The sequence below is a fragment of the Dermabacter sp. HSID17554 genome (genome assembly GCF_003989295.1).
Taxonomy (GTDB): Bacteria; Actinomycetota; Actinomycetes; order Actinomycetales; family Dermabacteraceae; genus Dermabacter; species Dermabacter vaginalis.
Genome location: NZ_RBLW01000001.1, coordinates 364,574 through 387,911 on the forward strand (window position 1 = coordinate 364,574; position 23,338 = coordinate 387,911).

General features: G+C 63.6%; 21 protein-coding genes and 1 tRNA gene. 5 read left to right on the plus strand and 17 right to left on the minus strand.

Translation table 11 applies throughout. The features are described from left to right. Positions 1-116: 116 nt before the first annotated feature. The 10 genes from D8M36_RS01680 to D8M36_RS01725 form a co-directional block, all read right to left on the minus strand. Positions 117-189 (minus strand) — tRNA-Ala (locus D8M36_RS01680). A 46-nt stretch (positions 190-235) separates the two neighbouring features. Continuing rightward, positions 236-877, minus strand: coding sequence for a histidine phosphatase family protein (locus tag D8M36_RS01685; protein WP_126846213.1), 642 nt, complete (start codon positions 875-877; stop codon positions 236-238). After that, positions 877-1,266 (minus strand): ribosome silencing factor, encoded by a 390-nt coding sequence (gene rsfS / locus D8M36_RS01690; RefSeq protein ID WP_126846215.1) that lies wholly within the window; start codon positions 1,264-1,266, stop codon positions 877-879. The genes D8M36_RS01685 and rsfS overlap by 1 nt, the downstream gene beginning before the upstream one ends. Then, positions 1,263-2,177 carry a hypothetical protein gene (locus D8M36_RS01695; protein ID WP_126846217.1) on the minus strand — a complete coding sequence of 305 codons (915 nt, stop codon included), beginning with the start codon at positions 2,175-2,177 and terminating at the stop codon, positions 1,263-1,265. The genes rsfS and D8M36_RS01695 overlap by 4 nt, the downstream gene beginning before the upstream one ends. After that, the gene (gene nadD / locus D8M36_RS01700) at positions 2,164-2,772 is read right to left on the minus strand and encodes a nicotinate-nucleotide adenylyltransferase (RefSeq protein ID WP_126846219.1); all 609 of its coding nucleotides are present in this window, start codon (positions 2,770-2,772) and stop codon (positions 2,164-2,166) included. Before nadD ends, D8M36_RS01695 begins: the two co-directional genes overlap by 14 nt. A 10-nt stretch (positions 2,773-2,782) precedes the next feature. Next, on the minus strand, positions 2,783-2,992 hold the full coding sequence (locus tag D8M36_RS01705; protein ID WP_065247941.1) for a hypothetical protein: 210 nt from the start codon (positions 2,990-2,992) through the stop codon (positions 2,783-2,785). Between the two features lie 299 nt (positions 2,993-3,291). Continuing rightward, positions 3,292-4,830: a GTPase ObgE gene (obgE, locus tag D8M36_RS01710; RefSeq protein WP_126846221.1), complete on the minus strand. Its 1,539-nt coding sequence runs from the start codon at positions 4,828-4,830 to the stop codon at positions 3,292-3,294. A gap of 147 nt (positions 4,831-4,977) precedes the next feature. Then, positions 4,978-5,232: a 50S ribosomal protein L27 gene (gene rpmA, locus D8M36_RS01715; RefSeq protein ID WP_055088258.1), complete on the minus strand. Its 255-nt coding sequence runs from the start codon at positions 5,230-5,232 to the stop codon at positions 4,978-4,980. 33 nt (positions 5,233-5,265) lie between these two features. Beyond that, positions 5,266-5,574, minus strand: a complete 309-nt coding sequence (gene rplU, locus D8M36_RS01720; RefSeq protein ID WP_016664727.1) for a 50S ribosomal protein L21 — start codon at positions 5,572-5,574, stop codon at positions 5,266-5,268. A gap of 243 nt (positions 5,575-5,817) precedes the next feature. Continuing rightward, a complete protein-coding gene (locus D8M36_RS01725) occupies positions 5,818-8,790 on the minus strand; it encodes an Rne/Rng family ribonuclease (protein ID WP_126846223.1) in 2,973 nt (990 codons plus the stop codon). A gap of 514 nt (positions 8,791-9,304) precedes the next feature. Between D8M36_RS01725 and D8M36_RS01730 the strand changes: the two genes are divergently transcribed. The 5 genes from D8M36_RS01730 (at position 9,305) to D8M36_RS01750 (ending at position 16,719) form a co-directional block, all read left to right on the plus strand. Further along, positions 9,305-10,879 carry a cytochrome ubiquinol oxidase subunit I gene (locus D8M36_RS01730; protein ID WP_126846225.1) on the plus strand — a complete coding sequence of 525 codons (1,575 nt, stop codon included), beginning with the start codon at positions 9,305-9,307 and terminating at the stop codon, positions 10,877-10,879. Positions 10,880-10,898: 19 nt separating this feature from the next. Further along, a complete protein-coding gene (gene cydB, locus D8M36_RS01735; RefSeq protein ID WP_126846227.1) occupies positions 10,899-11,987 on the plus strand; it encodes a cytochrome d ubiquinol oxidase subunit II in 1,089 nt (362 codons plus the stop codon). A gap of 73 nt (positions 11,988-12,060) precedes the next feature. Beyond that, entirely contained in the window at positions 12,061-13,713 is a 1,653-nt protein-coding gene (gene cydD / locus D8M36_RS01740; protein WP_126846229.1) for a thiol reductant ABC exporter subunit CydD, read from the plus strand. Next, on the plus strand, positions 13,710-15,563 hold the full coding sequence (gene cydC, locus D8M36_RS01745) for a thiol reductant ABC exporter subunit CydC (RefSeq protein WP_223845652.1): 1,854 nt from the start codon (positions 13,710-13,712) through the stop codon (positions 15,561-15,563). Before cydD ends, cydC begins: the two co-directional genes overlap by 4 nt. Next, positions 15,538-16,719, plus strand: a complete 1,182-nt coding sequence (locus D8M36_RS01750; protein WP_126846231.1) for a sensor histidine kinase — start codon at positions 15,538-15,540, stop codon at positions 16,717-16,719. The genes cydC and D8M36_RS01750 overlap by 26 nt, the downstream gene beginning before the upstream one ends. A 15-nt stretch (positions 16,720-16,734) precedes the next feature. Here D8M36_RS01750 and D8M36_RS01755 read toward each other — a convergent pair whose 3' ends face one another. The 7 genes from D8M36_RS01755 to D8M36_RS01785 all read right to left on the minus strand — a co-directional run bounded on the left by D8M36_RS01755 (position 16,735) and on the right by D8M36_RS01785 (position 23,183). After that, the gene (locus tag D8M36_RS01755; RefSeq protein ID WP_126846232.1) at positions 16,735-17,358 is read right to left on the minus strand and encodes a response regulator; all 624 of its coding nucleotides are present in this window, start codon (positions 17,356-17,358) and stop codon (positions 16,735-16,737) included. Positions 17,359-17,479: 121 nt separating this feature from the next. Further along, positions 17,480-18,442, minus strand: coding sequence for a bifunctional DNA-formamidopyrimidine glycosylase/DNA-(apurinic or apyrimidinic site) lyase (mutM, locus tag D8M36_RS01760; protein WP_126846234.1), 963 nt, complete (start codon positions 18,440-18,442; stop codon positions 17,480-17,482). A gap of 7 nt (positions 18,443-18,449) precedes the next feature. Continuing rightward, entirely contained in the window at positions 18,450-19,199 is a 750-nt protein-coding gene (rnc, locus tag D8M36_RS01765) for a ribonuclease III (RefSeq protein WP_065247952.1), read from the minus strand. After that, positions 19,196-19,819 carry a YceD family protein gene (locus D8M36_RS01770; protein WP_126846236.1) on the minus strand — a complete coding sequence of 208 codons (624 nt, stop codon included), beginning with the start codon at positions 19,817-19,819 and terminating at the stop codon, positions 19,196-19,198. Before D8M36_RS01770 ends, rnc begins: the two co-directional genes overlap by 4 nt. Further along, positions 19,816-20,331, minus strand: a complete 516-nt coding sequence (gene coaD, locus D8M36_RS01775) for a pantetheine-phosphate adenylyltransferase (protein WP_126846237.1) — start codon at positions 20,329-20,331, stop codon at positions 19,816-19,818. The genes D8M36_RS01770 and coaD overlap by 4 nt, the downstream gene beginning before the upstream one ends. A 9-nt stretch (positions 20,332-20,340) precedes the next feature. Then, complete coding sequence (locus D8M36_RS01780) at positions 20,341-20,922, minus strand: RsmD family RNA methyltransferase (RefSeq protein ID WP_126846239.1); 582 nt, start codon at positions 20,920-20,922, stop codon at positions 20,341-20,343. Between the two features lie 2 nt (positions 20,923-20,924). Continuing rightward, entirely contained in the window at positions 20,925-23,183 is a 2,259-nt protein-coding gene (locus D8M36_RS01785) for an ATP-dependent DNA helicase RecG (RefSeq protein ID WP_161970181.1), read from the minus strand. Positions 23,184-23,338 lie beyond the last annotated feature (155 nt).

Sequence of the window (23,338 nt, forward strand, 5' to 3'; positions counted from 1 at the left end):
CCTAGTCAGGATCCCCGGAAAATGTGCGGGGCGTCTCATCCAGCCACGACGGCTTGGTCAATCGAGACCCCAATAAGAAACCCCGAGCCATCCGGCCCGGGGTTTCTCGTCATGTGTGGAGCTAACGGGATTCGAACCCGTGACCTTCTGCATGCCATGCAGACGCGCTACCAACTGCGCCATAGCCCCAAAATTTTTTGGGCGTCGCCGTAGCGACTTCAGCAATATTACACGCTCATTGGGCGGCAGCGAAATCCGGTGGGAGGTTCAGTGATGTGAGCCTCACCCACCCAGCGCCCTCGCGCGCTCGCCTGACTTCGACGACGGCGCGGTGGCAGTTGCCCATACTCGCAAGGCCATAAAAATCGCCTAGACCCGCGCCAATCATCGCGGACAGGCCAAGAGAAATTGCAGCGCCGTGCGCCACCACGACAACCGTGCCTGATTCATGCCGCTCAGAGAATTCACGGCAGGCGGCATCAAAGCGGCGCGCGACATTGGCCCGGTGTTCGACCCGCGCCTTCTCGAGACCGCTCGACACACCGGCGCGCCACAGCGCGAATTCAAAAGGCCATTCCTTTTCGATTTCCTCGCGCGTGAGTCCTTCCCAATCGCCAAAGCCGCGTTCACGTAGCCGGGCGTCACACGTCACCTCGAGGTCGTGGTGAGCGGCGATCGCTTCGGCTGTCCTTTGCGCCCGCTCGAGCGGCGAACTGTACACGGCGGCGATGGCTTCTTCCCTCGCAAGTGACTCCCCCACGGCACGCGCTTGCGCGAGACCGGTCTCGTTGAGTGGGATATCGGAAGCCCCCTGAAGGCGACCGTTGAGGTTATAGTCCGTTTGTCCGTGGCGCACAAGAATGAGCCGGGAAGCCATTATTTCTCCTGAGACTCCGCCTCGGGGCCAAGGTCCAGGTCGAGGTCGATCGTCGGGGCATCGCGCCACAGGCGCTCGAGGGCGTAAAACGCGCGGTCCTCGGCATGCTGAACGTGCACAACGATGTCGGTAAAGTCGAGGAGGATCCAGCGAGCATCCTTCTCACCCTCGCGGCGTTTCGGCTTGTAGCCCGCCTTGAACATTTCTTCTTCCACGCCATTGACGATCGCGTTCACCTGGCGTTCCGAGTCACCTGAGCACACGACGAACACGTCGGTGATCACGAGCTGCTCCGAAACATCGAGCGCGATCACATTTCCCGCGAGCTTATCGGCTGCAGCCTGCCCGGCAATGCGGGCCATGTCGATGGATTCCTGGGTAGCTGTCACGAAGTGAGTCCTCCGGAAAGGTCAAAGGGGATGGTCTCAGGGGCGGGCGCAAGAGCATTGACGATGCCGGGCCCGATGACGCCGGTCATGAGAAGGGCGACGAGAGTGATCGCGATGGCGGCGACGATCAGCCACGTCACCCACATGCCAACTCCACCGGATGTGCGGCTCGGCTTGTGGAGCACAGCGCCGTCAAATCGTGCGGCCGGTTTCGGCTCGGGCGCCTGGTCTGCAGGAAGGTCACCCACTTCAAGCCATTCGGAGGCATCGGTGAGATCGCCCGCGTCGGTCGTCTCGTACACGGGACCGGGTTCTGGGGCAGGGTCGGCTGGTTTCGGGGCAAGTGCCTCGGAAGCGCTCGTGTCTTCAACCTCGGGCCCTTCGGTCACGGAAGTCCAGGCCAACGCTTGCGCGGCCTCACCTGATTCCGCCTCGGTACCCATGATGTGTGCCTGGGGTTCGGTAGCGGGCTCGGCGGCGTCGGCCTCAGGAGCCCGAAGTGAACCGGGCCACGAACCCTTTTTCGTTCCGACGCTCGCCGCGGGAAGAGCGTCGCTCAGCGAATCGGGGGACTCCCCCGTCGTGTCCTGCGAGGCGACTTTGGCCATGCCGGTGGCTTCGGCAGGTGGTTCATCGACCTTCGCCTCGGAGGCAGCTGCCGCCTGAGCGCCCTCGTCGCTGCCTGGCATCACGGAGACATCGGCGCGACGCTTCGCACGCTTGCCCGTGTAGTGCTTGAGTTCGGGAAGCTGCTCATCCGCAACCGGGGGAATGACCGCCGTGCGGCGCGCATAAAGCGTGAGGTCGCCCGTCACGCCGCGAGTCGCCGACGTGTTCTGCTCGTCACTGCTCACGGCGCGGGCGCGGCGCCCGTGCCGGCGCCCTGAAGGCTGAGTCTCAGTGCCCGTCATGCTCACTTCCTAAATAGAGCTTGTACTTATTGATGTATTGCACAACGCCGTCCGGAACGAGATACCACACGGGCACCCCGCGCTTAACGCGCGTACGGCAGTCGGTCGAGGAAATTGCCATCGCGGGCACCTCGATGAGGGTCACGCCGCTCGGCGGAAGGCCCTCGGTGTTGATGTCATGGCCAGGTCGCGTCACGCCCACGAAATGCGCGAGGTCAAAGATCTCACTGTAGTCCTTCCATGTGAGGATGTTCGTGAGAGCATCGGCACCCGTAATGAAGAACAGGTCATCACCGGGGTACTGCGCACGGAGATCCCGAAGCGTGTCAATCGTGTAGGTCTGGCCGGGACGGTCGATGTCCACGCGCGAGACGGTGAACCGCGGATTCGCGGCCGTCGCGACAACCGTCATGAGGTAGCGGTGCTCGGGGTCGGAAATCTCCTTGCCCGATTTTTGCCAGGGGCGCCCAGTGGGCACAAATATCACTTGGTCGAGGCGGAAGACCGACTGGACTTCGCTCGCGGCAACGAGGTGGCCGTGATGGATCGGATCGAATGTTCCACCCATCACGCCGATTCGGCGCTTTGCGCTCATACGCGATGAACTAGTGGGACGCGCCGCGGCGGTGTTCGCGTTCCACCTCGGCGACGGTCTTCGCGCTCGACGAAGGCTCCTGGTGGAGGCCGCTGAAGAGTGAGGTGACCACGAGCAAAAGCATGAGGATCACAAAGGCGACAACCCCGAAGACCGCGGGGTGCGGGCCATGAGAGTGCGCAGCGGCCTCTTCGGCGAGGATCAGGAAATCAGCGTGCATGCCAGACCTTTCTTCGCAATCGTTCATCCCCTCGAGGGGCTATGCCATTGTTCCACATCTTGCGGGCGGTGCGGTGGTGATACCGCGAAGCTCACGCACGCACGTGGCCTTCGCCTCGCACGTTCCAGGTGGTACTCGTGAACTCACGAGCGCCGAGGTTTCGCTGATGGACTCGGGGCGCGTCGAGAACCCCCTTCGGTGAAGTGCTGCCGCAAGAACGCCCTTGAGCGATATCCGCGAATCACAACGTGCTGGATCATGCACGCCGTGCCCAATGTGCACCTTGTCAAGGCAAGCCGTTAATCGTCCCTTGCCGGATCCGACCAGTGGCCGGACTTGCGCTCCGCCTCCATCGCGCCAAGGCGGTCCATGCGCTCCTGGACGCGTACTCGACGCACCTCGCGCTTTTCTTGGCGCGTGGGACGTGTACGTTCCTCGAGCCTCATATCCGTACCGCGCTGACCGAGGAACTCGGCACCGGTGACCATGGTCGGCTCCCAATCGAACACCACCGCGTCTTCGCCGGGGCCGATCACGACCGTGTCGCCAGCCTTAGCACCCTTCTTGAAGAGCTCATCCTCGATACCGAGTCGGTTAAGGCGATCGGCAAGGTAGCCCACGGCCTCGTCGTTCGCGAAGGCCGTTTGGCGCACCCACCGCTCGGGCTTGTCTCCGCGGATGCGGTACACGAGCTGCCCCTCAAATTCCTCCGGGGTGATCGTGAAATCGCTCGAGTCCGTATCTTCTGGCGTGAGCGTAATCGTGGGGCGCTCATCACGCTCGGTTTCTGGGGTTTCCTTGCGCTGCTTCTCGACGAGCGCACCGAGCGTGAGCGCAAGCTCGCGAAGACCCTTGCGGGTAAGTGCAGAGACCTCAAGAACGGGAAAACCGCGCTCGGCCAGTTCCTCGCGCACCATGTCGGCCATATCCGAGCCATCAGGCATATCTACCTTGTTGAGCACGATGACCGTGGGGCGCTCCATGAGCGGCGGCAACCCGAGCCTGCTCGATTCGCTGTCAAGCCTCTCGGCGTACGTACGTAGTTCATTCTCGATCAATTCGAGATCGTGAACCGGGTTGCGATCCGCCTCCATCGTTGCGGCATCGAGCACGTGCACGATCACGTGACAGCGCTCGATATGCCGAAGAAAATCGAGACCTAGCCCCTTTCCTTCCGATGCACCGGGGATCAGGCCGGGAACGTCCGCCATCGTGAAGCGGAACTGCTCCTGTTCGACCACGCCAAGGTTCGGCGTGAGCGTCGTGAAGGGGTAGTCGGCAATCTTCGGGCGCGCCGCACTCATCGCGGCAATGAGCGAGCTCTTGCCCGCGCTTGGGAACCCTACGAGTGCCACGTCAGCGATGGACTTCATCTCGAGAACGAGAGAGCGTTCCTCGCCTGGCTCACCCAAGAGAGCAAAGCCCGGGGCCTTACGCTTTGAGCTCGCGAGGGCCGCATTGCCAAGGCCACCCTTGCCACCGCGTGCCGCCACGAATTGCGTACCTTCACCCACGAGATCCGCGAGAAACACCCCCTGCTTATCGCGCACCACGGTGCCTTCGGGCACCTGGAGAACGAGGTCGGCGCCCTTCGTCCCCTCGCGGAAATCGCCCTTGCCGAATCCGCCTGACTCTGCACGGCGGTGAGGAAGATGATGGAAGTCCATGAGAGTCGTGACGTTGCGCGAAACCTCAAGAATCACGTTGCCGCCATCGCCGCCGTTCGCGCCGTCGGGGCCTGCGAGGGGCTTAAACTTTTCGCGCTTAATCGAGGCGCAGCCGTTGCCACCATCACCGCCGGTGATGTGGAGAACGGCGCGGTCAATGAAGGTTGCCATGGTGGCCTTTCAACGCGAGCGGAAGCGCCTTGGCGCTCGTGTGAACAGCCTAGGCTGTCCCGCTCATAAGTGTAGGAAGGTTAAACGTGAGGCGGGGAAGAGCCCCATGGGCACTTCCCCGCCTCACCCGTGAAAGTGGGGCCGGCCTCAGGCCGAGGCCACCACGTTCACCACGTTACGGTCGCGCTTACGCGCAAACTCCACAACGCCCTCGGTGAGAGCGAAAAGCGTGTCGTCGCCGCCACGGCCAACGCCCTGGCCGGGGTGGAAGCGAGTGCCGCGCTGACGGACGATGATCTCGCCAGCGCCAACTTCCTGGCCCGCGTAGCGCTTCACGCCGAGGCGCTGAGCGTTCGAGTCGCGGCCGTTCTTCGAGGAGCTAACGCCCTTCTTTGATGCCATGAGTCAGTACCTTCTCTCGATGTTTGAGATCGCTCAGGCGATCTTCGTGACCTTGAGCCGAGTCAGTTCCTGACGGTGGCCCTGGCGCTTTGTGTAGCCGGTCTTGTTCTTAAACTTGAGGATGCGAACCTTGGAACCGCGGAAATCCTCGATTTTCTCAGCGGTCACGGTGACCTTCTCGAGGTCTTCCTTCGCGGAGGTCACCTTGTCACCGTCAACCAGGAGGACGGGAGCGAACTCTACGGTGTCGCCCGCCTCGCCGGCCACGCGGTTGATCACGATGGTGTCACCGACCGACACCTTCTCCTGACGACCGCCTGCGCGGACGATTGCGTACACCACGTCACTGCTCTTTTCTCGTTTGCTGACAATTTATGCTGGGTGTTTCCCCTCAAACCGCGCGGAGCACCGGGCGGGGCTTCTCGGCCGGGGCCAAAAGCGCAACCGCGAGAACCGCTGCGGGAGGGAAAAGTCTACGGCACGAAATGCACCGACGTATAGCTTACGAAATGCGTTCCCCAGATTCAACCGGCACAGGCGCCACGACCTGCAAAAATGCTCGGCTTCACTGTGGAACTCCTCACGTCACTCGCCTTCCGGCTTCTCACTGTGATCCACGGCCGTGGCCTCGGTCTCAGTTGAAGCGTTGTCGACTTCGCTCGGGGCTTCGGTCGCTCCGGCCGACTCAGACTTCTCTTCCGGCTCGGTGGCCTGCTGCTCCTCGACCGGCGCGATCACCTGACCATCGACCACTACTTCGGGAGCCGTGTGCCCCGTGCTCGCCGCGGCGATCGAAGCGATCGTTGCCCTCGCGAGGGCACGCGAGGCCTCGTTCTCCTCGAGGCGGTGGACATCTGAAGCGGTCTTCGAATCCACAAGATCCTGCACGGCGTCTTTCGCCGCATTCGCCTTGTCGTCAGAGGAGGAGTCCTTCGACTCGCGCCCCCGAGACTTGTTCGAATCACCTTCGGCGTTCCGCGACTTCTTTGAGCGCCTGCGCGACTTCTTCGGTTCGTCGTCAAATGCCGGCGGTTCATGGTGGTGCTGGCCGTCGAGATCGATCTGGATGCCGCGCCCGTTGCACGATTCACACATGCTCGAGAAGGTCTCCACGAGGCCCGCGCCCACGCGCTTACGCGTCATCTGTACGAGCCCGAGGCTCGTCACTTCCGCAACCTGATGCTTCGTGCGGTCGCGAGAGAGGCACTCGATCATGCGGCGGAGCACGAGGTCACGGTTAGCTTCGAGAACCATGTCGATGAAGTCCACGACGATGATGCCGCCGATGTCGCGAAGGCGAAGCTGACGCACGATCTCTTCGGCCGCCTCGAGGTTATTGCGCGTCACGGTTTCCTCGAGTGAGCCGCCTGTTCCCGTGAACTTGCCCGTGTTCACGTCCACGACGGTCATGGCTTCGGTGCGGTCAATGACGAGCGAGCCACCCGAAGGCAGATAGACCTTGCGATCCATGGCCTTCATGAGCTGTTCGTCCACCCTGTACTTTGCGAAGGAATCCCTCTCCCCCACGTGCTTGGTGACACGTTCGAGAAGGTCGGGGGCGACTTCGCTGATGTACTCGTGAAGCTCCCTATAGACGTTCTCACCTTCGACGATGAGCGACGTGAAGTCTTCGTTGAAAATATCGCGCACGACCTTGATCGCGAGGTCGGGCTCGGTCGAGAGGGCCGTGGGGGCGTTCTTCCCCTTGGCGCTCGCTTTCTCGATCTTTTCCCACTGCTTCTGGAGGCGCTCGACGTCGCGCGTGAGCTCTTCTTCGCTGGCCCCTTCGGCAGCGGTGCGGACGATCACGCCCGCTTCGGCGGGAACGACCGACTTGAGGATCTTCTTGAGGCGCGAGCGCTCTTTATCCGGAAGCTTGCGGCTGATGCCGGTCATCGACCCGCCCGGGACATACACGAGGTAACGACCGGGAAGCGAAATCTGGCTTGTGAGACGCGCACCCTTGTGGCCGATGGGGTCCTTCGTGACCTGCACGAGAACGGGGTCGCCAGCTTTGAGTGCTGATTCGATTCGGCGCGGCTGGCCTTCGAGCCCCGCAGCGTCCCAGTTCACCTCACCCGCGTAAAGAACGGCATTGCGGCCACGGCCGATATCCACGAACGCCGCCTCCATCGAGGGAAGGACGTTCTGCACTTTACCGAGGTAGACGTTGCCCACCATCGAGGTGTGTGACTTCTGGGCGACGTAGTGCTCCACGAGGATGTTGTCCTCGAGAACAACGATCTGGGTACGCCCAGGGCGCTCCCGCACGATCATCGTGCGCTTCACCGACTCGCGGCGGGCGAGGAACTCAGATTCGGTGATCGAATGGCGGCGCCTTCCGGACTCGCGACCCTCGCGGCGGCGCTGTTTCTTCGCCTCGAGGCGGGTCGACCCCTTAACGGCCTTGACCTCGTCGCGGGCCTCGCGGACCTTGACGACAGTGTTCGGCGGGTCATCGGGCTGGGGTTCATCGGAGCTTCCCGAGTGACGGCGGCGACGGCGACGGCGACGGCTCGACGTGCCCGATTCGTCATCGTTGTCACCTGAGCCCTCAGCCTCGGAGGAGTTGCCCGAGGGCTCCTTGGCCCCCTCATCGTCATTGCCGTTCTGGTTCGAGTCGTCGTCGGCTTTTCCGCCGCGACCTCGACGACCGCGTCCGCCGCGACGGCGGCGTCGGCGCGAGCTGCGCTGAGTGTCGTCACCGTTCAGATCGCCGGACTTCTCGGATTCGCTGCCGCTCGAATCCTCACCCTCATCACTCGAAGATTCGTCGTCAGCTTCGTGCTTCTTTTTCGCGCTCCGCTCGGTACGGGCCGCTTCGCGCGATTCGCGTTCCGCTCGTTCGATCGCCGCGCGCCGGGCCGCCTCAAGATCGGGCGCACCGAAGGTAATGTCCACCGAGGCCTCGGCGAATGGGTCGCTCGAGTCTTCGCTTTCGTCGTCTGCGCTCGACTCCTCACTCGGCTCCAGGGTGGGGGTCGGGGCCTGGAACAGGAGGGACGCGAAGTCCAACATGTCGGGGGCCGACGCTGCCTCGCTCTCCTCGGCGCTCTGGCGAGAATCGGCAAGGGCCTTGAGGTCACTCGAGAGGTCAGGTGCCGCGAATGGCTTCTCGTCACCCGCACCCGCCTCGTTTCGCGCCTCCGGTGCCCCGTTTTCGGGAGCGGAGCTCCGCGCGTTCTCGGTGGCGGTGTTGGAGGAGGTAACGCTCGTGGGGGTTTCGGCGGCACGTGGCGTGGTCGCGCCGGATACGCTCGCGTCAGCTGAGTTGCCCGGTTCCGAAGACGCCTGCGCGCCTGCTTCCGCCTTATGCGCCTGCTCTTCTTCTCGCTTGGCCGCAAGGCGGCGCTCGCGGAGGTTGAGCGGCTTTGCATCGCTCACAACTGCGCTCTGCTGAGATGCCACGCTCGTGTGCGCGGTACTCGTTTGTGTCTGTTGCTCAGCGCCCACCTTTGGGGCACCCGCGGGAGCCCCCGCGGCGCGGCGGGTTCGTCGTCGTGGGCGCGAGGCGCCCTCGGTACTTGAGGATTCGTGTAGAGGATCCACTTCAGCCATGTGGCTGCTCCGTTCTAGGGCGGCCCAGCGCATCCTGGTGCCACCATGTGTCATCGCCCGTGGGCGGAAGCCGAATAAACCTCCCCCTTCGCGCTGCTCTGGTCGAGCGCTGCGACACTCGGAGCCTTGCGTCACGGCCAAAGCGTGGCCGGAGCGGCACCCGAGTAACGGGGGATCCTTTACGCCGGATGCGTCAGCGTAAATATCGCTCCCAAGTATCGCATACGAATGCGCGGATCGTTTGCAGGAAAGTCATCGTCGGACCGGGTTTCGCACCCGTGCCACCCAAGGTGACTGCGAAACTGCCTGCACCTCCCCCACACACCAAGGCTCTTTTCGCGAAGCACTCATTGCATAAATCGCGTGGTCAACACGGTAAAAATGCCTGTGAGGAACGCTAGTAAAGGAGTAGAATGACACCCAACAATGGCGGGGATGAAAGTCCCGACCCGCCAACCTTGAGGTTCCTAGCCTGAAGGTGAATCCCCCTGTCCCTCTCTAGAAAAGGACGCCCATGGAAGCGCTCGATCTCGCGCGGTGGCAGTTCGGTATCACTACCGTCTACCACTTCATTTTCGTGCCGCTCACGATTGGTCTCTCGCTCCTTGTGGCGATCATGCAAACGATCGCCGTGCGCGCGAAGGATCCCGTGAAGGCCGATTCGTGGACGCGCATCACGAAATTCTTTGGTTCGATGCTCATCGTGAACTTCGGTATTGGCATCGCGACCGGCATCGTCCAGGAGTTCCAGTTCGGCCTCAACTGGTCTGAATACTCCCGCTTCATGGGCGACATCTTCGGTGCACCCCTTGCTCTCGAGGGGCTCGCGGCCTTCTTTATGGAGTCAACCTTCCTCGGTCTGTGGATCTTCGGCTGGAACCGCCTCCCGAAGGGCTTGCATCTCCTCACGATCTGGATGGTGGCACTCGGCACTACTCTTTCGGCATACTTCATCATCGCCGCGAACTCCTTTATGCAGCACCCCGTCGCCGCGGTGTTCAACCCTGAGACGGGCCGCGCCGAGCTCGACCCGTCACAGGGCGGCATCTTTGCACTCCTCACGAATGTCACAACCCTTGCCGCGTTCCCTCACGTGATCGCGGGCGCATGGCTCGTGGCAGGTTGCTTCGTGACCGGTATCGCCGCCTGGCACATGGTGAAAAACCACAAGCGCGCCGAGGACCAGGCCCTCACGAGCGAGGATCAGGCCGCTGCCGCCCACCTCGCCAAGAACGTTTGGCGGCCCGCGACTCGTTTCGGTGTGCTCGTCATGGTCCTTTCCGCCGTCGGCCTTTTTGCCTCGGGCGACTTCCAGGGCAAGCTCATGTTCGAGCAGCAGCCCATGAAGATGGCGTCGGCTGAAGCGCTGTGCCACACCGAAACCGGCGCGAACTTCTCAATCCTCTCGGTCGCGGGTCCCCGCGCTTTCTCTCAGGACTGCGCAGACATCTCCCACATCATCGAAGTCCCCTACGTGACGTCGATCCTCGCGACGAATGATCCGAACGCAACCCTCAAGGGCGTGACCGAGCTCAACGCCGAATATAAGGAGAAATACGGCGCGACCGCCGTTGACGCGAGCGGCAAAACCGTCGAAGTTGACTACCGCCCGAACCTCTTCGTCACCTACTGGTCGTTCCGGCTCATGATCGGCTTCGCAATCTTCTGCGGCATCCTCGCCGTCTGGGCCTTCTGGATCACGCGTGGCAAGGGTAAAAACGCCCGAACCTCGGGCTCGACCTGGTTCGCGCGCTTCGCGATCCTCGCGATCCCCATGCCGTTCCTCGCGAACGCCTTCGGTTGGATCTTCACCGAGATGGGCCGCCAACCGTGGATCGTCGCGCCTTCACCCGATGGCGACCCGCTCGTACGACTCCTGACGATGCAAGGCGTCTCCGGCCACGAAGGCTGGCAGGTCATCGTCTCGCTCGTGGTCTTCACGCTCCTCTACGGTGTCCTCGCCGTTGTGTGGTACTACCTCATGCACAAGCAGGCCGTCAAAGACATCAAGGCTCCGCGCTCGCACTTGGCGAAGGAGAGTGCAGCTCCCGCTGAGCTCGATACCCCGACCATCAGCTTCGGCTACTGAGAGAAAGGAGTAGACAATCATGGAAGCAACGTTCCTACAGACCCTGTGGTTCATTCTCGTCGCAGTGCTGTTCCTCGGCTACTTCGTTCTCGAGGGCTTCGACTTCGGCGTGGGCATGAACGTCTTCGCGCTTGGGAAAGGCGAAGAAAAGCGCAAAAACCAGATCATCACCACCATCGGTCCCGTATGGGACGCCAATGAGGTGTGGATCCTCGTGGGTGGCGGCGCCCTCTTCGCGGCTTTCCCCGAGTGGTACGCGACGATGTTCTCGGGCTTTTACCTTGCGCTCATCATCATCCTCGTGGCACTCATCGTGCGTGTCTGCGCGTTCAAGTACCGCAACAAGGTGGAAAGCGCCTCGTGGAAGTTCGCATGGGACATCTGCCATTTCATCGGCGGTCTCGTTCCGGCCCTCATCTGGGGCGTGGCAGTGGGCAACATCGTTCGCGGTGTCAACATGGAGGCGAATGCCGGCGGCAAGAGCGTCGTCACTGATTCGCTCTTCGACCTCCTGAACCCGTTCGCGCTTCTCGCAGGTGTGGTGTTCGTGCTCCTCTTCTGGCTGCACGGCACGCTGTTCCTCGCTCTTCGTACTACTGGCGAGGTTCGACACGACGCGAACAAGCTCGCGGGCGTCATCGTCATCCCGACCATCGTCACGGCGGCAGCGTGGGTCCTGTGGGCCCAGCTCGCCTACTCGAATAACGCCTGGACGTGGATCCCGCTCGTCATCGCGGCACTCGCCCTTATCGGGGCGTTCGTGCTGAACCGCGCAGGGCGCGAGGGCCTCGCATTTGCCTCGACGTCGGTCGCTATCGGCTTCGCCACGATCATGGCCTTCGGCGCGATCTTCCCGAACGTGCTCCCCGCCGCCAATGATCCGGCTCTCTCGCTGACCGTCATGAACGCCTCGAGCACCGAGTACACTCTTCGGGTCATGACGATCGCGACCGTCATTTTGCTCCCGATCGTTCTCGCCTACCAGGCTTGGGCCTACTGGGTCTTCCGCGCTCGCGTTACGGGCGAGGGCTTCCCGTCCGCCCACGCGGCGAACCTCGCGCGAAAGGCGAAAGAGGGCTACCGCGAAGCCTTCGATACGGAAAGCTAAACCTCCTTTGGCCAAACGACAGCCTCCACTTGATCCGAGACTCCTCCGTCACGTTCACAGCGCTCGCGCGCACGTGATCCGCACGGTTGTCTTGGGCCTCGTGGAGGCTGTTTGCGCAATCACGACCGCATGGTGCGTCGCCTCTCTCGGCGCGGATCTCCTCGCCCACCGAACATGGCCGCACGACAACCCCCTCCCACTCATCGTGCTCGCGATCGCGCTTGTGATTCGTGCGAGCGCCGTGTGGTACACGCAAGCCACGGGCCACCGTGCAGCGACCGAAACGATCGGAGAGCTGAGGCGGGCCGTCGTCGAGACGAACGCGCGTCTCGGCCCGCGCGGACGCACGGGCGAAGCCGCCTCGACAGCCGCACTCGCCACCGCGGGGCTCGAAAACCTCCGTCCCTATCTCACGGGGTACGTCCCGCAGCTTGCACTATCGGCGACAGTCACCCCACTCGCACTTACCGCGATCGCGGTATGGGATCTCACCAGTGCGATCGTCGCGTGTATCGCCCTTCCGCTCATCCCCATCTTCATGATCCTCATCGGGAAAATGACTGAAGGCTCCTCGGCCCGCTCTCTCGCGACCATGCGCACGCTGTGGGCCGAGACTCTCGATCTGGTCGAAGGCCTCCCGACGCTACGTGCGCTCGGGCGCGCCAAAGGCTCCGAAAGGATCGTCGCGGATCTTGGCGAGCGCCATAAGAAGTCCGCGATGACGACTCTCGCGTGGGCGTTTCTTTCGAGTTTCGCTCTCGAACTCATCGCTACCCTCGGCGTCGCGCTCATCGCCGTCTCCATCGGTTTGCGCCTCGTGGGCGGCGCAATGGAGCTTTTTCCGGCAATCGCCGTGCTCGTTCTTGCCGCCGAGGTGTATCTCCCCTTGCGCCTCGTGGGCCAGCAGTTTCACGCCTCGACGGATGGCCTCGCTGCTGTCGACGCCGCCTTCGAGATCCTCAATGCCCCCGCAGCGGCGGGCAAAGTGGATACCGGTGACAACGCCACTCGCCCTGCTGCCCCCTCGCTATCGCGCACGAGCATTGTCCTGCGTGATCTGAGCGTTGCGGGGCGCGACCGTCTCGCGCCTGCCCACCTCACTGCCGTCATCACACCCGGCCAGATTACTGCCCTTCGCGGCGCGAGTGGCGAGGGAAAATCGACGACGATCGCCGCCATCCTCGGGCTCCTCACGCCGACCACGAGCAGCGTGCTGCTTCGCACCGAGGAGGGAAACAGCATTGCCCTCAGTGAGATCGATCGAGAAAGCCTCTGGGCGCAGATCGCATGGCTGCCTCAGCGCCCCGTCGTGGGCCCTGGCACCCTGCGCGAGATCCTCCACGAGTCTCTTCCCGCGGGAATTGCCCCGGGAACCGAAGAGGCACGCGCCCTCATTGCGAGGGCGTCACGTGCGACCGGTCTCGACACACACGTCGCGGATGTTCACGGCTGGGACGTCGAACTTGGCCGCGGTGGGACCGGGCTTTCCGTCGGTCAGCGCCAGCGCGTCGCCCTCACAACCGCCCTCCTCGAGGCGAAACCGCTCGTCATTCTTGACGAACCCACTTCGCACCTTGACGGGGCGAGCGAGGCGATGATCGTTCGCCTGCTCGAGACGCTGCGCGAACAGGGCTCAAGCGTCCTCGTGACCGCCCATAGACAGGCTCTCCTCGATGTCGCCGACCAGGTGATCGATGTGTATGCGGCGGAGGTGTCCGTCCCGTGAAAATATCGTCGCGCGCTCTTTCGCGCATGCATGAGCTCATGGAGATCGGCCCGCGCCAGCTCACATCAGCGGTCGCCGCAGGTGCAGCGACACTCGCGAGCGCCTTTGCCCTCGCGGTTGTGTCGGGCTACCTCATTACAAAGTCGTGGACGATGCCGCCAGTTCTCGACCTTTCCGTTGCCGTCGTGTCCGTGCGTGCTCTTGGCATCTCCCGCGGCGTCTTTCGGTATTTCGAGCGCCTGCTCACGCACGATGCCGCCCTCACCGGCGTCGCGCGTCTGCGTACCAACATGTACGCGGGGCTTGCGATCGCCCCCTCAGCCCTCGCAGGGCGCCTCAAACGCGGCGATCTACTCGCGCGTATCGGCGATGACGCCGAAGACATGGCGAACGATGTCATTCGTGCCGTGGTGCCCGCCCTCGTCGCACTCGTCATGGCAGTCGCGATCCTTGCGACCATCGCCCCATTCTCGCCGATTGCGGCACTCGCCATGCTCGTTGGCCTCGCCTTCGCGACGATCATCGCCCCGTTCTTCGCCTTCAAGGCGGCGCTCTTTGCGGAGCGCGAACTCGTCGAGGCCCGCTCTCGCCTCAATACGCTCTCGCTTTTTGCCCTCGACAACGCTGATGTCCTTCGCGTAAAGGGGCAATGGAACAGCACCCTCGCCGACCTAGAGGCCGCCCAGGGACAGTTTGATGCGGCCCTCGACAAAGCGGCCGTGCCCTCGGCTTTCGCGCGCAGTAGCACCCAGATCGCTATGATCCCCGCGCTTCTCGGCTCGATTCTCGCCGCGGGCGCCGTCTACAACCTCGACACCACGGGGTTGCTTGGCGGCCTCATGGGCCACACGGCGGGCATCATCGGCGTCATCATTCTCGCCCCGTTGTCGAGCTTTGAAGCGGCATCTGTTCTCCCGCAAGCAGCCAGTCAGCGCGCACGGTCGATTGTCGCCGCTGAACGCCTCCACGAACTCGATCCGGGCAACACCCCGATCGCCTCAGCGTTCGACACTCGGGCAGGCTCGAGCGTGCGCGACGCTCTGCGCGCTGCGACAGAAGACGCGCAGTCGGCGATCGAGGGCCGCCGAGCCGTCGGCCCCACTTCTGCCGAAGACATGCCCGCGCCCGCGCGCACTGAACGCCCCGCCCCCGCCGTCCTGAGTGCATCTGGACTGACGACGGGCTGGAGTGCCGAGCATCCGCTCGCACACGGGCTTGAACTGAGCTTTACCCCGGGAAGTCGCACGCTCGTGTATGGCGCTTCGGGTCGTGGAAAGTCGACGCTCGGCCTGACCCTTGCGGGGCTTCTCACCCCGCTGAGCGGGCAAGTTGTGTATGGCGATACTCCCCTCACGTCGTTCACTCCGGCCGCGCTCGCCTCACGTGTGTCGTTTTACGCCGAGGACGCGCATGTGTTTGCGACGAGCCTTCGCGAGAATATTCGTGTTGTGCGCGGCGATCTCAGCGACGCAGAAATCCATCGCGCCCTCGACCTCGCGGGTCTCGGTGCCTGGGTTTCGGGGCTCGTTTCGGGGCTCGACACAATCCTTGGCAGTGGCGGTGAGGATGTCTCCGGGGGCGAACGGCGAAGGCTTCTTCTCGCTCGCGCGATCGCGCACGGCGCTCCCGTGACGATCCTCGATGAACCTACCGAACACCTCAACCTTGACCTGGCGGCCGAGCTCATGGACGGTATTCTCACCCCGGGTGCGTTCTTCGCGGCCGATGCGACCGTCATCGTGATTACGCACGATCAGCGCTTCAAGGAATCGGGAGCTGCGGTGCTCGACCTCGACGCCCACACGACTCACGAAGGGAGCACCTATGTCGAACGCCACGAGAATCAGTGAGCTCACAGCGGCGGTCCTCAATGCCGAGGACCCCGACGATATCCTCGACCTCTTGGCCGATTCCACGTTCGAGATTCTTTCGCCCGACTCGCTCCTCGTGCTTCTCCCCCTGAACGATTCGACGTGGGTGTGCGAGCTTGTTCGGGGGCAGTATCAAGCGGAACTCCTCGGAGCGTCCGTCTCTCACTCGTCGGAAACGACCGATTCGGCGCCCTTGCCTTTCGTACTCGATCACGACTCACAGGAGGCACTCGCGACTCTCACGTGGAGTGACCTCACGCACGCTCTTGCCGACGAGGACCTCCCGGCTCCCGCGGGATCGACGAGCGCACTCGTGGCGTTTCCGATCGATGCGGGCGCCGCGAGGCGCGGACTACTCATCGCCGTTCGGTTCGCGGATGAGGACTCCGACGCCACCGCAGCATTTACCGACGCCGAAAACGTGAGCGCCGCTTCGCTCGCCGCCCTCTTTTCGTTCGCGCTCAATGGGTCAACGGGACGCAGCGCCATCGAGGATGACCTCAATGATGAGCGCAACCGTATCGCCCGCGACCTTCACGACCTCGCCATCCAAGAGCTTTTCGGTGTGGGCATGCAGCTTGAGACCGTGATGTCGCAAGCCTCGCGTTTTCCTGAATACTCAGACGAAGGACCGGTCGCGACGAGCCTGAAGGATTCCGTCGCGGGCATCGAGCGTTCGATCGCGGAAATCCGCGGGATCGTCCAGTCGCTGCGGAATGAGACGGTCGAGGTGACGCTCTCTCAGCGGCTTCGCCACGAGTGCGGGCTCGCGATCGCAGGCCTCGGCTTTGTGCCGTCGCTGCACCTCCAGGCACCGGTCGCCGAGCTCGACGCGATCGAAGGCGAGCTTAAGGAAGACGTCGTCGCGGTCGTGAAGGAGTGCCTGGCGAACGTTGCGCGCCACGCGCACGCGAGCGCGGTCTCCGTGAGCATCACGCTCTTCAAAGAGGGCGTGGATACGGTCATCCAGGTGAACGTGAGCGACAACGGGCGCGGCATCGATCCCAGTATCACGCGCCGCTCGGGGCTCGCGAACATGGGTGCACGCGCGCGGCGCCACCTCGGCTGGGTTGATTTTTACAGCCTCGACCCGGGGACGATGGTGAGCTGGCGCGCGACCATCATCGCCGAGTAGTGCGGCGCAGGGGCGTTACTTCCAGTCGGCTCGACGGCGCGAGACGACCCAGGCCGCGACCTGAGTGCGGCGCTGCAGCCCCATTTTGTGGAGGATGCCCGTGATGCGGTTCTTGACGGTCTTTTCGGCGACGCCGAGCTGGTCGGCGATTTCGCGGTTCGCGAGCCCGTCACCGATGTACTCAACGATGCGGCGTTCGACGGCGGAGAAGTCGAATTCGTCTTCGCTCGTGCCGCCCGCGGGCCACGCGGTTTCGCCGTTCGCCACTTTGATGATCGTCGAGATGATCTCGTTTGAGCGCACGGACTTGAGCAGGAGCCCGGAGGCGCCGGCTGCGCGTGACTCGCGAATCGCCGCATCGTCGTTGAACGAGGTGAGCACGAGCATGGTCTGGTTCTCGTTCTCCTGGCGTGCCGCGTTCATCACATCGATTCCGGTGCCGTCGGGAAGTTGGAGATCCGTGACGAGAATGTCCGGATGCACGGCGGGGAGCCGACGCTTGGCTTCGCCCACGGTGCTTGCTTCGGCAACGACGCTGAGGCGTGCATCCGCATCAATGACGGCAACGATGCCGCGACGCACGACTTCGTGGTCATCGACAATCATGACGCGGTATTGATCGCCGCTTACTTCGCTCACGCGCTATTCTCCAGTTCGATCGATCGGGTCGTCACATTCACTACCTGGACATCTTAGCCGAACAGGGACCAAATGCCCGCGCAAAACGGCGATTTGCGGGCGGTCTGCCTCACCACCGTTTTTAGCGTCGGCGCTGGCAGTAGGGGCAGAGATGGCTCGAACGGTTTTGAAACTGGACTCGTACGAGGGCGCGGCCGCAGCGTGGGCACGGCATACCGTGCTTGCCGTAGGCACTCAAGGAGCGGGCAAAGTAGCCCCTTCGCCCATCGACGTTCACGTAAAGTGCATCAAAACTCGTGCCGCCCACCTCGAGGGCGCGCTGCATGACGCCCCGACATGCCACGAGCAGCTCGCGAATCTTCCGGCTCGAGATTCCATTCGCCGAGCGCGCAAAGTGAAGCTTCGCCTCCCACAGCGCCTCGTCCGCATAGATATTTCCCACGCCACTCACCGTGCCCTGGTCGAGGATCACCGATTTGATGGGGGCGCGGCGCGTTCGGATTTGACGCACGAGGCTTTCCTCGTCGAGGAAAGGATCGAGCAAGTCTCGAGCGATGTGCGCGGCGCTCTCGGGAAGAAGCGGAAGGTTCGTGCCGGTGCCCGCCGCGAGCCCATCGGGGGTGTTCACGAGCGGGCTCACGTGCATCCCGCCAAAGATCCGCTGGTCAAGGAAATCAATCCGGCTGCCGCCAGCCATGTGGAGGCGAATCCTCAGATGCTTCTCCGGATCGCTTGCGGGGCCCTCGCTCAAGTGCGGTTCCGACGCTTGATACGCCCCACGCACTTCTGCGTCACGAACTCGAAGCTGGCCGCTCATCCCCAAGTGCATCACGAGGGCTTCGCCGAGCGAAGGCGAGCTCGACGTAGCGCGGCGGGCGTCGGAAAGTGGTGCCCACAGGAATTTTCCGCGGCGCGCGACCTCCCGAATTTCCCGCCCCTCGAGCGCGCGCACGAAGCCCTCAACCCCATCCGCGTGGCGCTTGAGCGACCGCGCCTCGAACACCTCAACCCGCTCGATCACGCGACGGGCCATAAACGGCTCAAGACCGCGACGAACCACCTCGACTTCGGGAAGCTCGGGCATAAAGCGCTCAGTCCTCGAACATCGTGAAGGTTTCGCCGCGCGCGCTGTAGTAGGCAAGAACGGCCCGGCGCGCAGCTTCCATCTCGGCGCCTTTCTTGCTCGTTCCCTCACCCGCACTCGCGAGCGAATCCCCCACGCTCACGTGTGCGCGGAAGTGCTCGGCGTCGCCCTCGGTCCACGTGTCATACGTGTAGGTGGGAACGGCGTCGAGCAAAGCCCCGATCTCCTGGAGCCGCGACTTGTAGTCGAAGGCACCGAGCATGAACGTATCGTCGTCGAGGATGGGCGAGAGCAGATCGAGAACAAAAACACGCGCGGCTTCGGCGCCGAGACTAAGGTGCACGGCTCCGATAATCGCCTCAACGGCGTCCTCGAGAACCGAGTCTCGATCGCGACCGCCCGTGAGCGCCTCGCCCTTGCCGAGCTTGAGGTATGCGCCGAGGTTGTGCAACCGCGCGATGTGCGAGAGCGCGCGCGTACTCACGACCGTCGAACGGCGGCGTGACAGCGAGCCCTGGGGAGCATCGGGAAAAGCGCGGTAGAGGTGATCGGCAACGGCGAGGCCCAAGACAGCGTCGCCAAGGTATTCGAGGCGCTCGTTTTGCGGGCACTCATCATGCTCGAAGCTGTACGAGCGGTGGGTGAGTGCGAGATCGAGCAGATCGGGATCGAGCTCGCCTTTGAGCGGGAGCGAGGCAAGGAGCTCGGAGCGATCCTCGAGATGGGGAACGGCCTTCCGTTTGCTCTTGCGACTCACTTGGCGCCGCCCTCGCTTTCCTCGTCCGTGTCCAGGAGGCCGGCGAGTGCCGCGAAGCGCGGGTCGTACACCACGTGCTCGTGGTCGGGGTCTTCTTCCATGCGCTTGCCGCACTGCGGGCACAGGCCCGGACAATCCTCACGGCACAGTGGCTGGTAGGGGGCGGCCATGGCGAAAGCATCGTGCACGAGAGGACCGAGATCGATCACGTCGCCCTCGAGCACGGGAACGTCCTCCTCTTCGAGCTCCGCGGGAACTTTCTCGGGGTAGGTGAAGAGCTCGTCGAAGCGCACGTCGAGGCGCTCCTCGACGGGGTCGAGGCAACGCGAGCATTCGGCGTGCACGTCCGCGCGTGCGCTGCCCGTCACGTAAATACCTTCGTCAACCGATTCGAGGCTCGCCTCGACCTCGATGTCGTCACCGGGCTTCACGGCGAATTCGGGGTCGCCTACGGGCTGCGCGGAGGTCGCCGTGCGGCTCACGGTGCGCTGCGAACCAATTTTGTGGATGAGGTCGATCGCGTCGATCTCGAGATCGAGACCCGCGTTGAATGGCTTCTCAGCCTGGGCTTCTTTGGTGTTGTGTGGGCGCCTCGTGCGCCCGTCCTTCGTGTCGGTCATGAGTGCTCCTTTGAGTGTGCGGCGGAATGGGCATGTGCGGCCTCGAGTGCGCGAGCGGAGGCGGCGGGGAGGTACGGCGTGATGTCGCCACCGAGCGAGTAAATCTCGCGCACGAGCGAGCTTGAGACATGCGCGAGGGCCGGATCGGTAAGCAGGAACAGGGTGTCGAGCTCGCCGAGATCCATGTTCGCGCGCGCCATGGGCTCCTCATAGGCGAGGTCCTGGGCGTTTCTGAGTCCCTTGACGAGGTGGGTCGCCCCAAGCTTTTTTGCACCGTCCACGAGGAGACCGGCGGGGAGCTTTTCAACGCTCGCCTTTTGGGCGAGTCCCTCGCTCTCGAGCGTCTCTCGGATCGCTTCGGTGCGCGCATCGAAGGGGATGCTCGCGTGCTTATTGGGGTTGTGGGCAACGGCGACGATGACGCGATCGCTAAGCGCGTGCGCGCGCCTCACGAGGTCGAGGTGGCCGAGCGTAAACGGGTCGAATGAGCCCGGGATGAGCGCGGTGAGCATGCGTTAAGCCTACCGGCTTGCCTCCGTAATCGCAGGGTCGAGGTAGGTGAAGTATTCGACTCTCGTGTCGCCGAAATTGCGTTGTCCTTCGTCCACGAAATACTCGGGCAGCAAGGTCGGCTTACTGCGCGCGGAGCGTTCGAGAACGATCGTCGCCTCGTCCGCAAGCTGTCCCGCCTCTCCAAGCCCGGTCACAAGGCATGCAAGCTGGTCTGTGGCAACGGCGTAGGGCGGGTCGGCACACACGAGGGTGAAGGGCCCTTCGGGCCGGGGTCCGACGCTTGCCTGGCCACACTCGATCCTGAGCTCACTTTCGAGGCCAAGCGCGCGTGCGGCCTCGCCGATCGCTTTCGCCGTGGGGCGATGAGCTTCGACGAGAACGGCAAACGCGGCGCCGCGCGACAGCGCTTCGAAGGCGAGTGCGCCAGTTCCGGCGTAGAGGTCGAGCACCGTGGCGCCCTCCACTGCTCCCCAGGCGTCGAGCCTCGAGAACATCGCTTCGCGCACGCGGTCGCTCGTGGGTCGCGTGCGGTTCGTGGGAGGGGATGGCACGGTGCGTCCGCCAAGCCTTCCGGCGATGATGCGGGGCACGTTCAGCTCCTTTCGAGGTCGTCGACGCCGCGAGCGCTGTGACGCGCGATCGCCGAATCGAGGGCGTCGTGTTCGCTCGGGGTGGGCGGTGTGAGACTACTCGAGGTGAGGGAACCTCGCGCAAGAGCCTCGGTCACGAGCGCATCTTCGCGGGCCTCGAGGATCATGCGCGCGTCACGACCCACGTCGAGGAAGCGCACGGCAACGGACGTTCCCGACTGAATATCGCCCACGAGATCGCCGCCACCGCGTCGTTCGAGGTCGAGTTCGGCAAGGGCGAAGCCATCGGTCGTCTCCGCGAGTTCCGTGAGCCCTTCATGTTGCGCACTCCCCCGGCCGAATTGCGTCGCAAAAAAGGCGATCCCCGGATGGGTCCCGCGCCCGATGCGACCGCGTAACTGGTGAAGCTGGGCGAGTCCGAAACGCTCGGCATCGAGCACGACCATGACGCTCGCGTTTGGCACGTCGACCCCCACTTCGATGACCGTGGTCGCCACGAGAATGTCAATCTCGCCTGCCGCGAAGGCCTCCATGCGCTCACGCTTGACGTCGCTTGGAAGCCTGCCGTGTAACTCTTCAATGCGCAGGGAGGAGAATCCTGGTTGTGCACGCAGCGTCTCGAGCGTTCCCGTCACCGCGTGAAGTGGCTGTGGAGTTTCTGGGGGATGCGTGATCGGGGCACTCATATCGACGAGGGCACTCTCTTCTCCACCTTCGCCGGTCTCATCGAGGTCGATTCGCGGACACACAACGAAAGCCTGGCGTCCGGCGCGGATTTCCTCGAGGGCGCGCTCCCACATGCGCTCACGCCATGCATCATCCCCGAGAGGCACAACGTACGACGACACCGCCGCGCCTTCGTGCGGGCGCCCCTTGAGTGTGAGCGAGTCGAGGTCGCCTACGAGGGCGAGTGCCGCGGAGCGGGGGATCGGCGTTGCGGTCATCACCAGCATGTGTGGGCGCAGATGCCCCGGTCCTTTCGAACGCAACTGCCGGCGGTGATCCACACCGAAGCGATGCTGCTCATCAATAATCACGAGGCCGAGCTTCAAAAAGTCGACGTTCTCGGTGAGCAGCGCGTGGGTGCCCACGGCGATCCCAGCTTCGCCGTTCATGAGGTCGAGCAGGCTCTCTCGGCGCTCGGAGGCCTTTTGTGCGCCCACGAGGAGCCGCACGCGCGTGGCCGCTTCGTGTGCGTCCAGGTGGCCGTGGCGCGCGAGGTCGCCGAGCATTGTGGTGATCGTCGCGAAATGCTGCCGGGCGAGCACCTCTGTTGGGGCAAGAAGCACCGCCTGATAGCCGGAATCAACGGCACGCGCCATGGCGCGGAGCGCGACGACCGTTTTCCCCGAACCGACGTCACCTTGAAGGAGCAGGGACGTGGGGTGTGGCTCGGCGATCCTCTCGGCGATCTGGTCGCCCACCTCCTCTTGCGAGGGGGTGAGGTCGAACGGTAGGCGTTCGTCAAGGGCCCGACTGAGGTCGCCGTAGGTCGCAAGTGGCGGCGCGGAATCCGCGACGTCCTGGGCCCTGCGCCTCGCAAAGATCGACTGGATAATGAAGGCTTCCTCGAATCGAAAGTAGCGTAGGGCCCGTTCGATATCCGCACTATTGCGGGGTGCGTGAAGAAGGCGCGCTGCCTCTTGGATTCCCGGTAGGTCGCGCTCATGCCGGATCGCCTCGGGGACCACCTCGCGCAGATCGCTCGCATGCCGCAGAACTTTGGAAAAAAGCGACCGCATCACCTTTTGCGTCACCGAACCGCGAAGCGGATACACGGGAGCGGGTTCGAGTGCCTTCTCGATGTCGCGTGCCTCGTGCGCGGAAGGGTTATCCGCGAGAAGAAGGTAATCGGGGTGGGCGATTTGGTTCTCGCCCCGGTACCGCGAGACCGTTCCGCTCACCAGCACGCGCGTGCCCTCGCGCAAGCGGCTCATGTGCCACGTCACGAGATGTGCTTTGAAGAGGAAGAACGTAAGTGAGAGGCTCTCGCCCTCGTCATCGCGCACACGCACGTCCAAGAGGGTGCCCTTGCGATTCTTCATCGAGCGCTCTCGCGTGCGCTCAACGGTCGCAATGACCGAGATATCCTCGCCTTCGTTCAAATAGCGAAGGTCGCGCAGAGGGCCGGGTGCAGCGTAACGGCGTGGAGGAACCCTCACGAGGTCCTCGAAGTTTCGTGCGCCGAGCCCGCGCGCGGCAGCGCTTTCCTTAGGGGTGAGGAGGCCCGCGGGGAAACCGTCGGCCTTCGCCTGAACCACGCATGCTCCTTCCGCGCCGTCGTTACTCACCGCATTCTTTCACGCCCCACCCACCGGTGTGGCTGACTACACAGGGGTTGCGGGCGCATCCCTATCGCTCTTCACGCGCAAGTGGGCTATGCTTTTGGGGTTGCCCAGCGCCACGCGGCTCGATC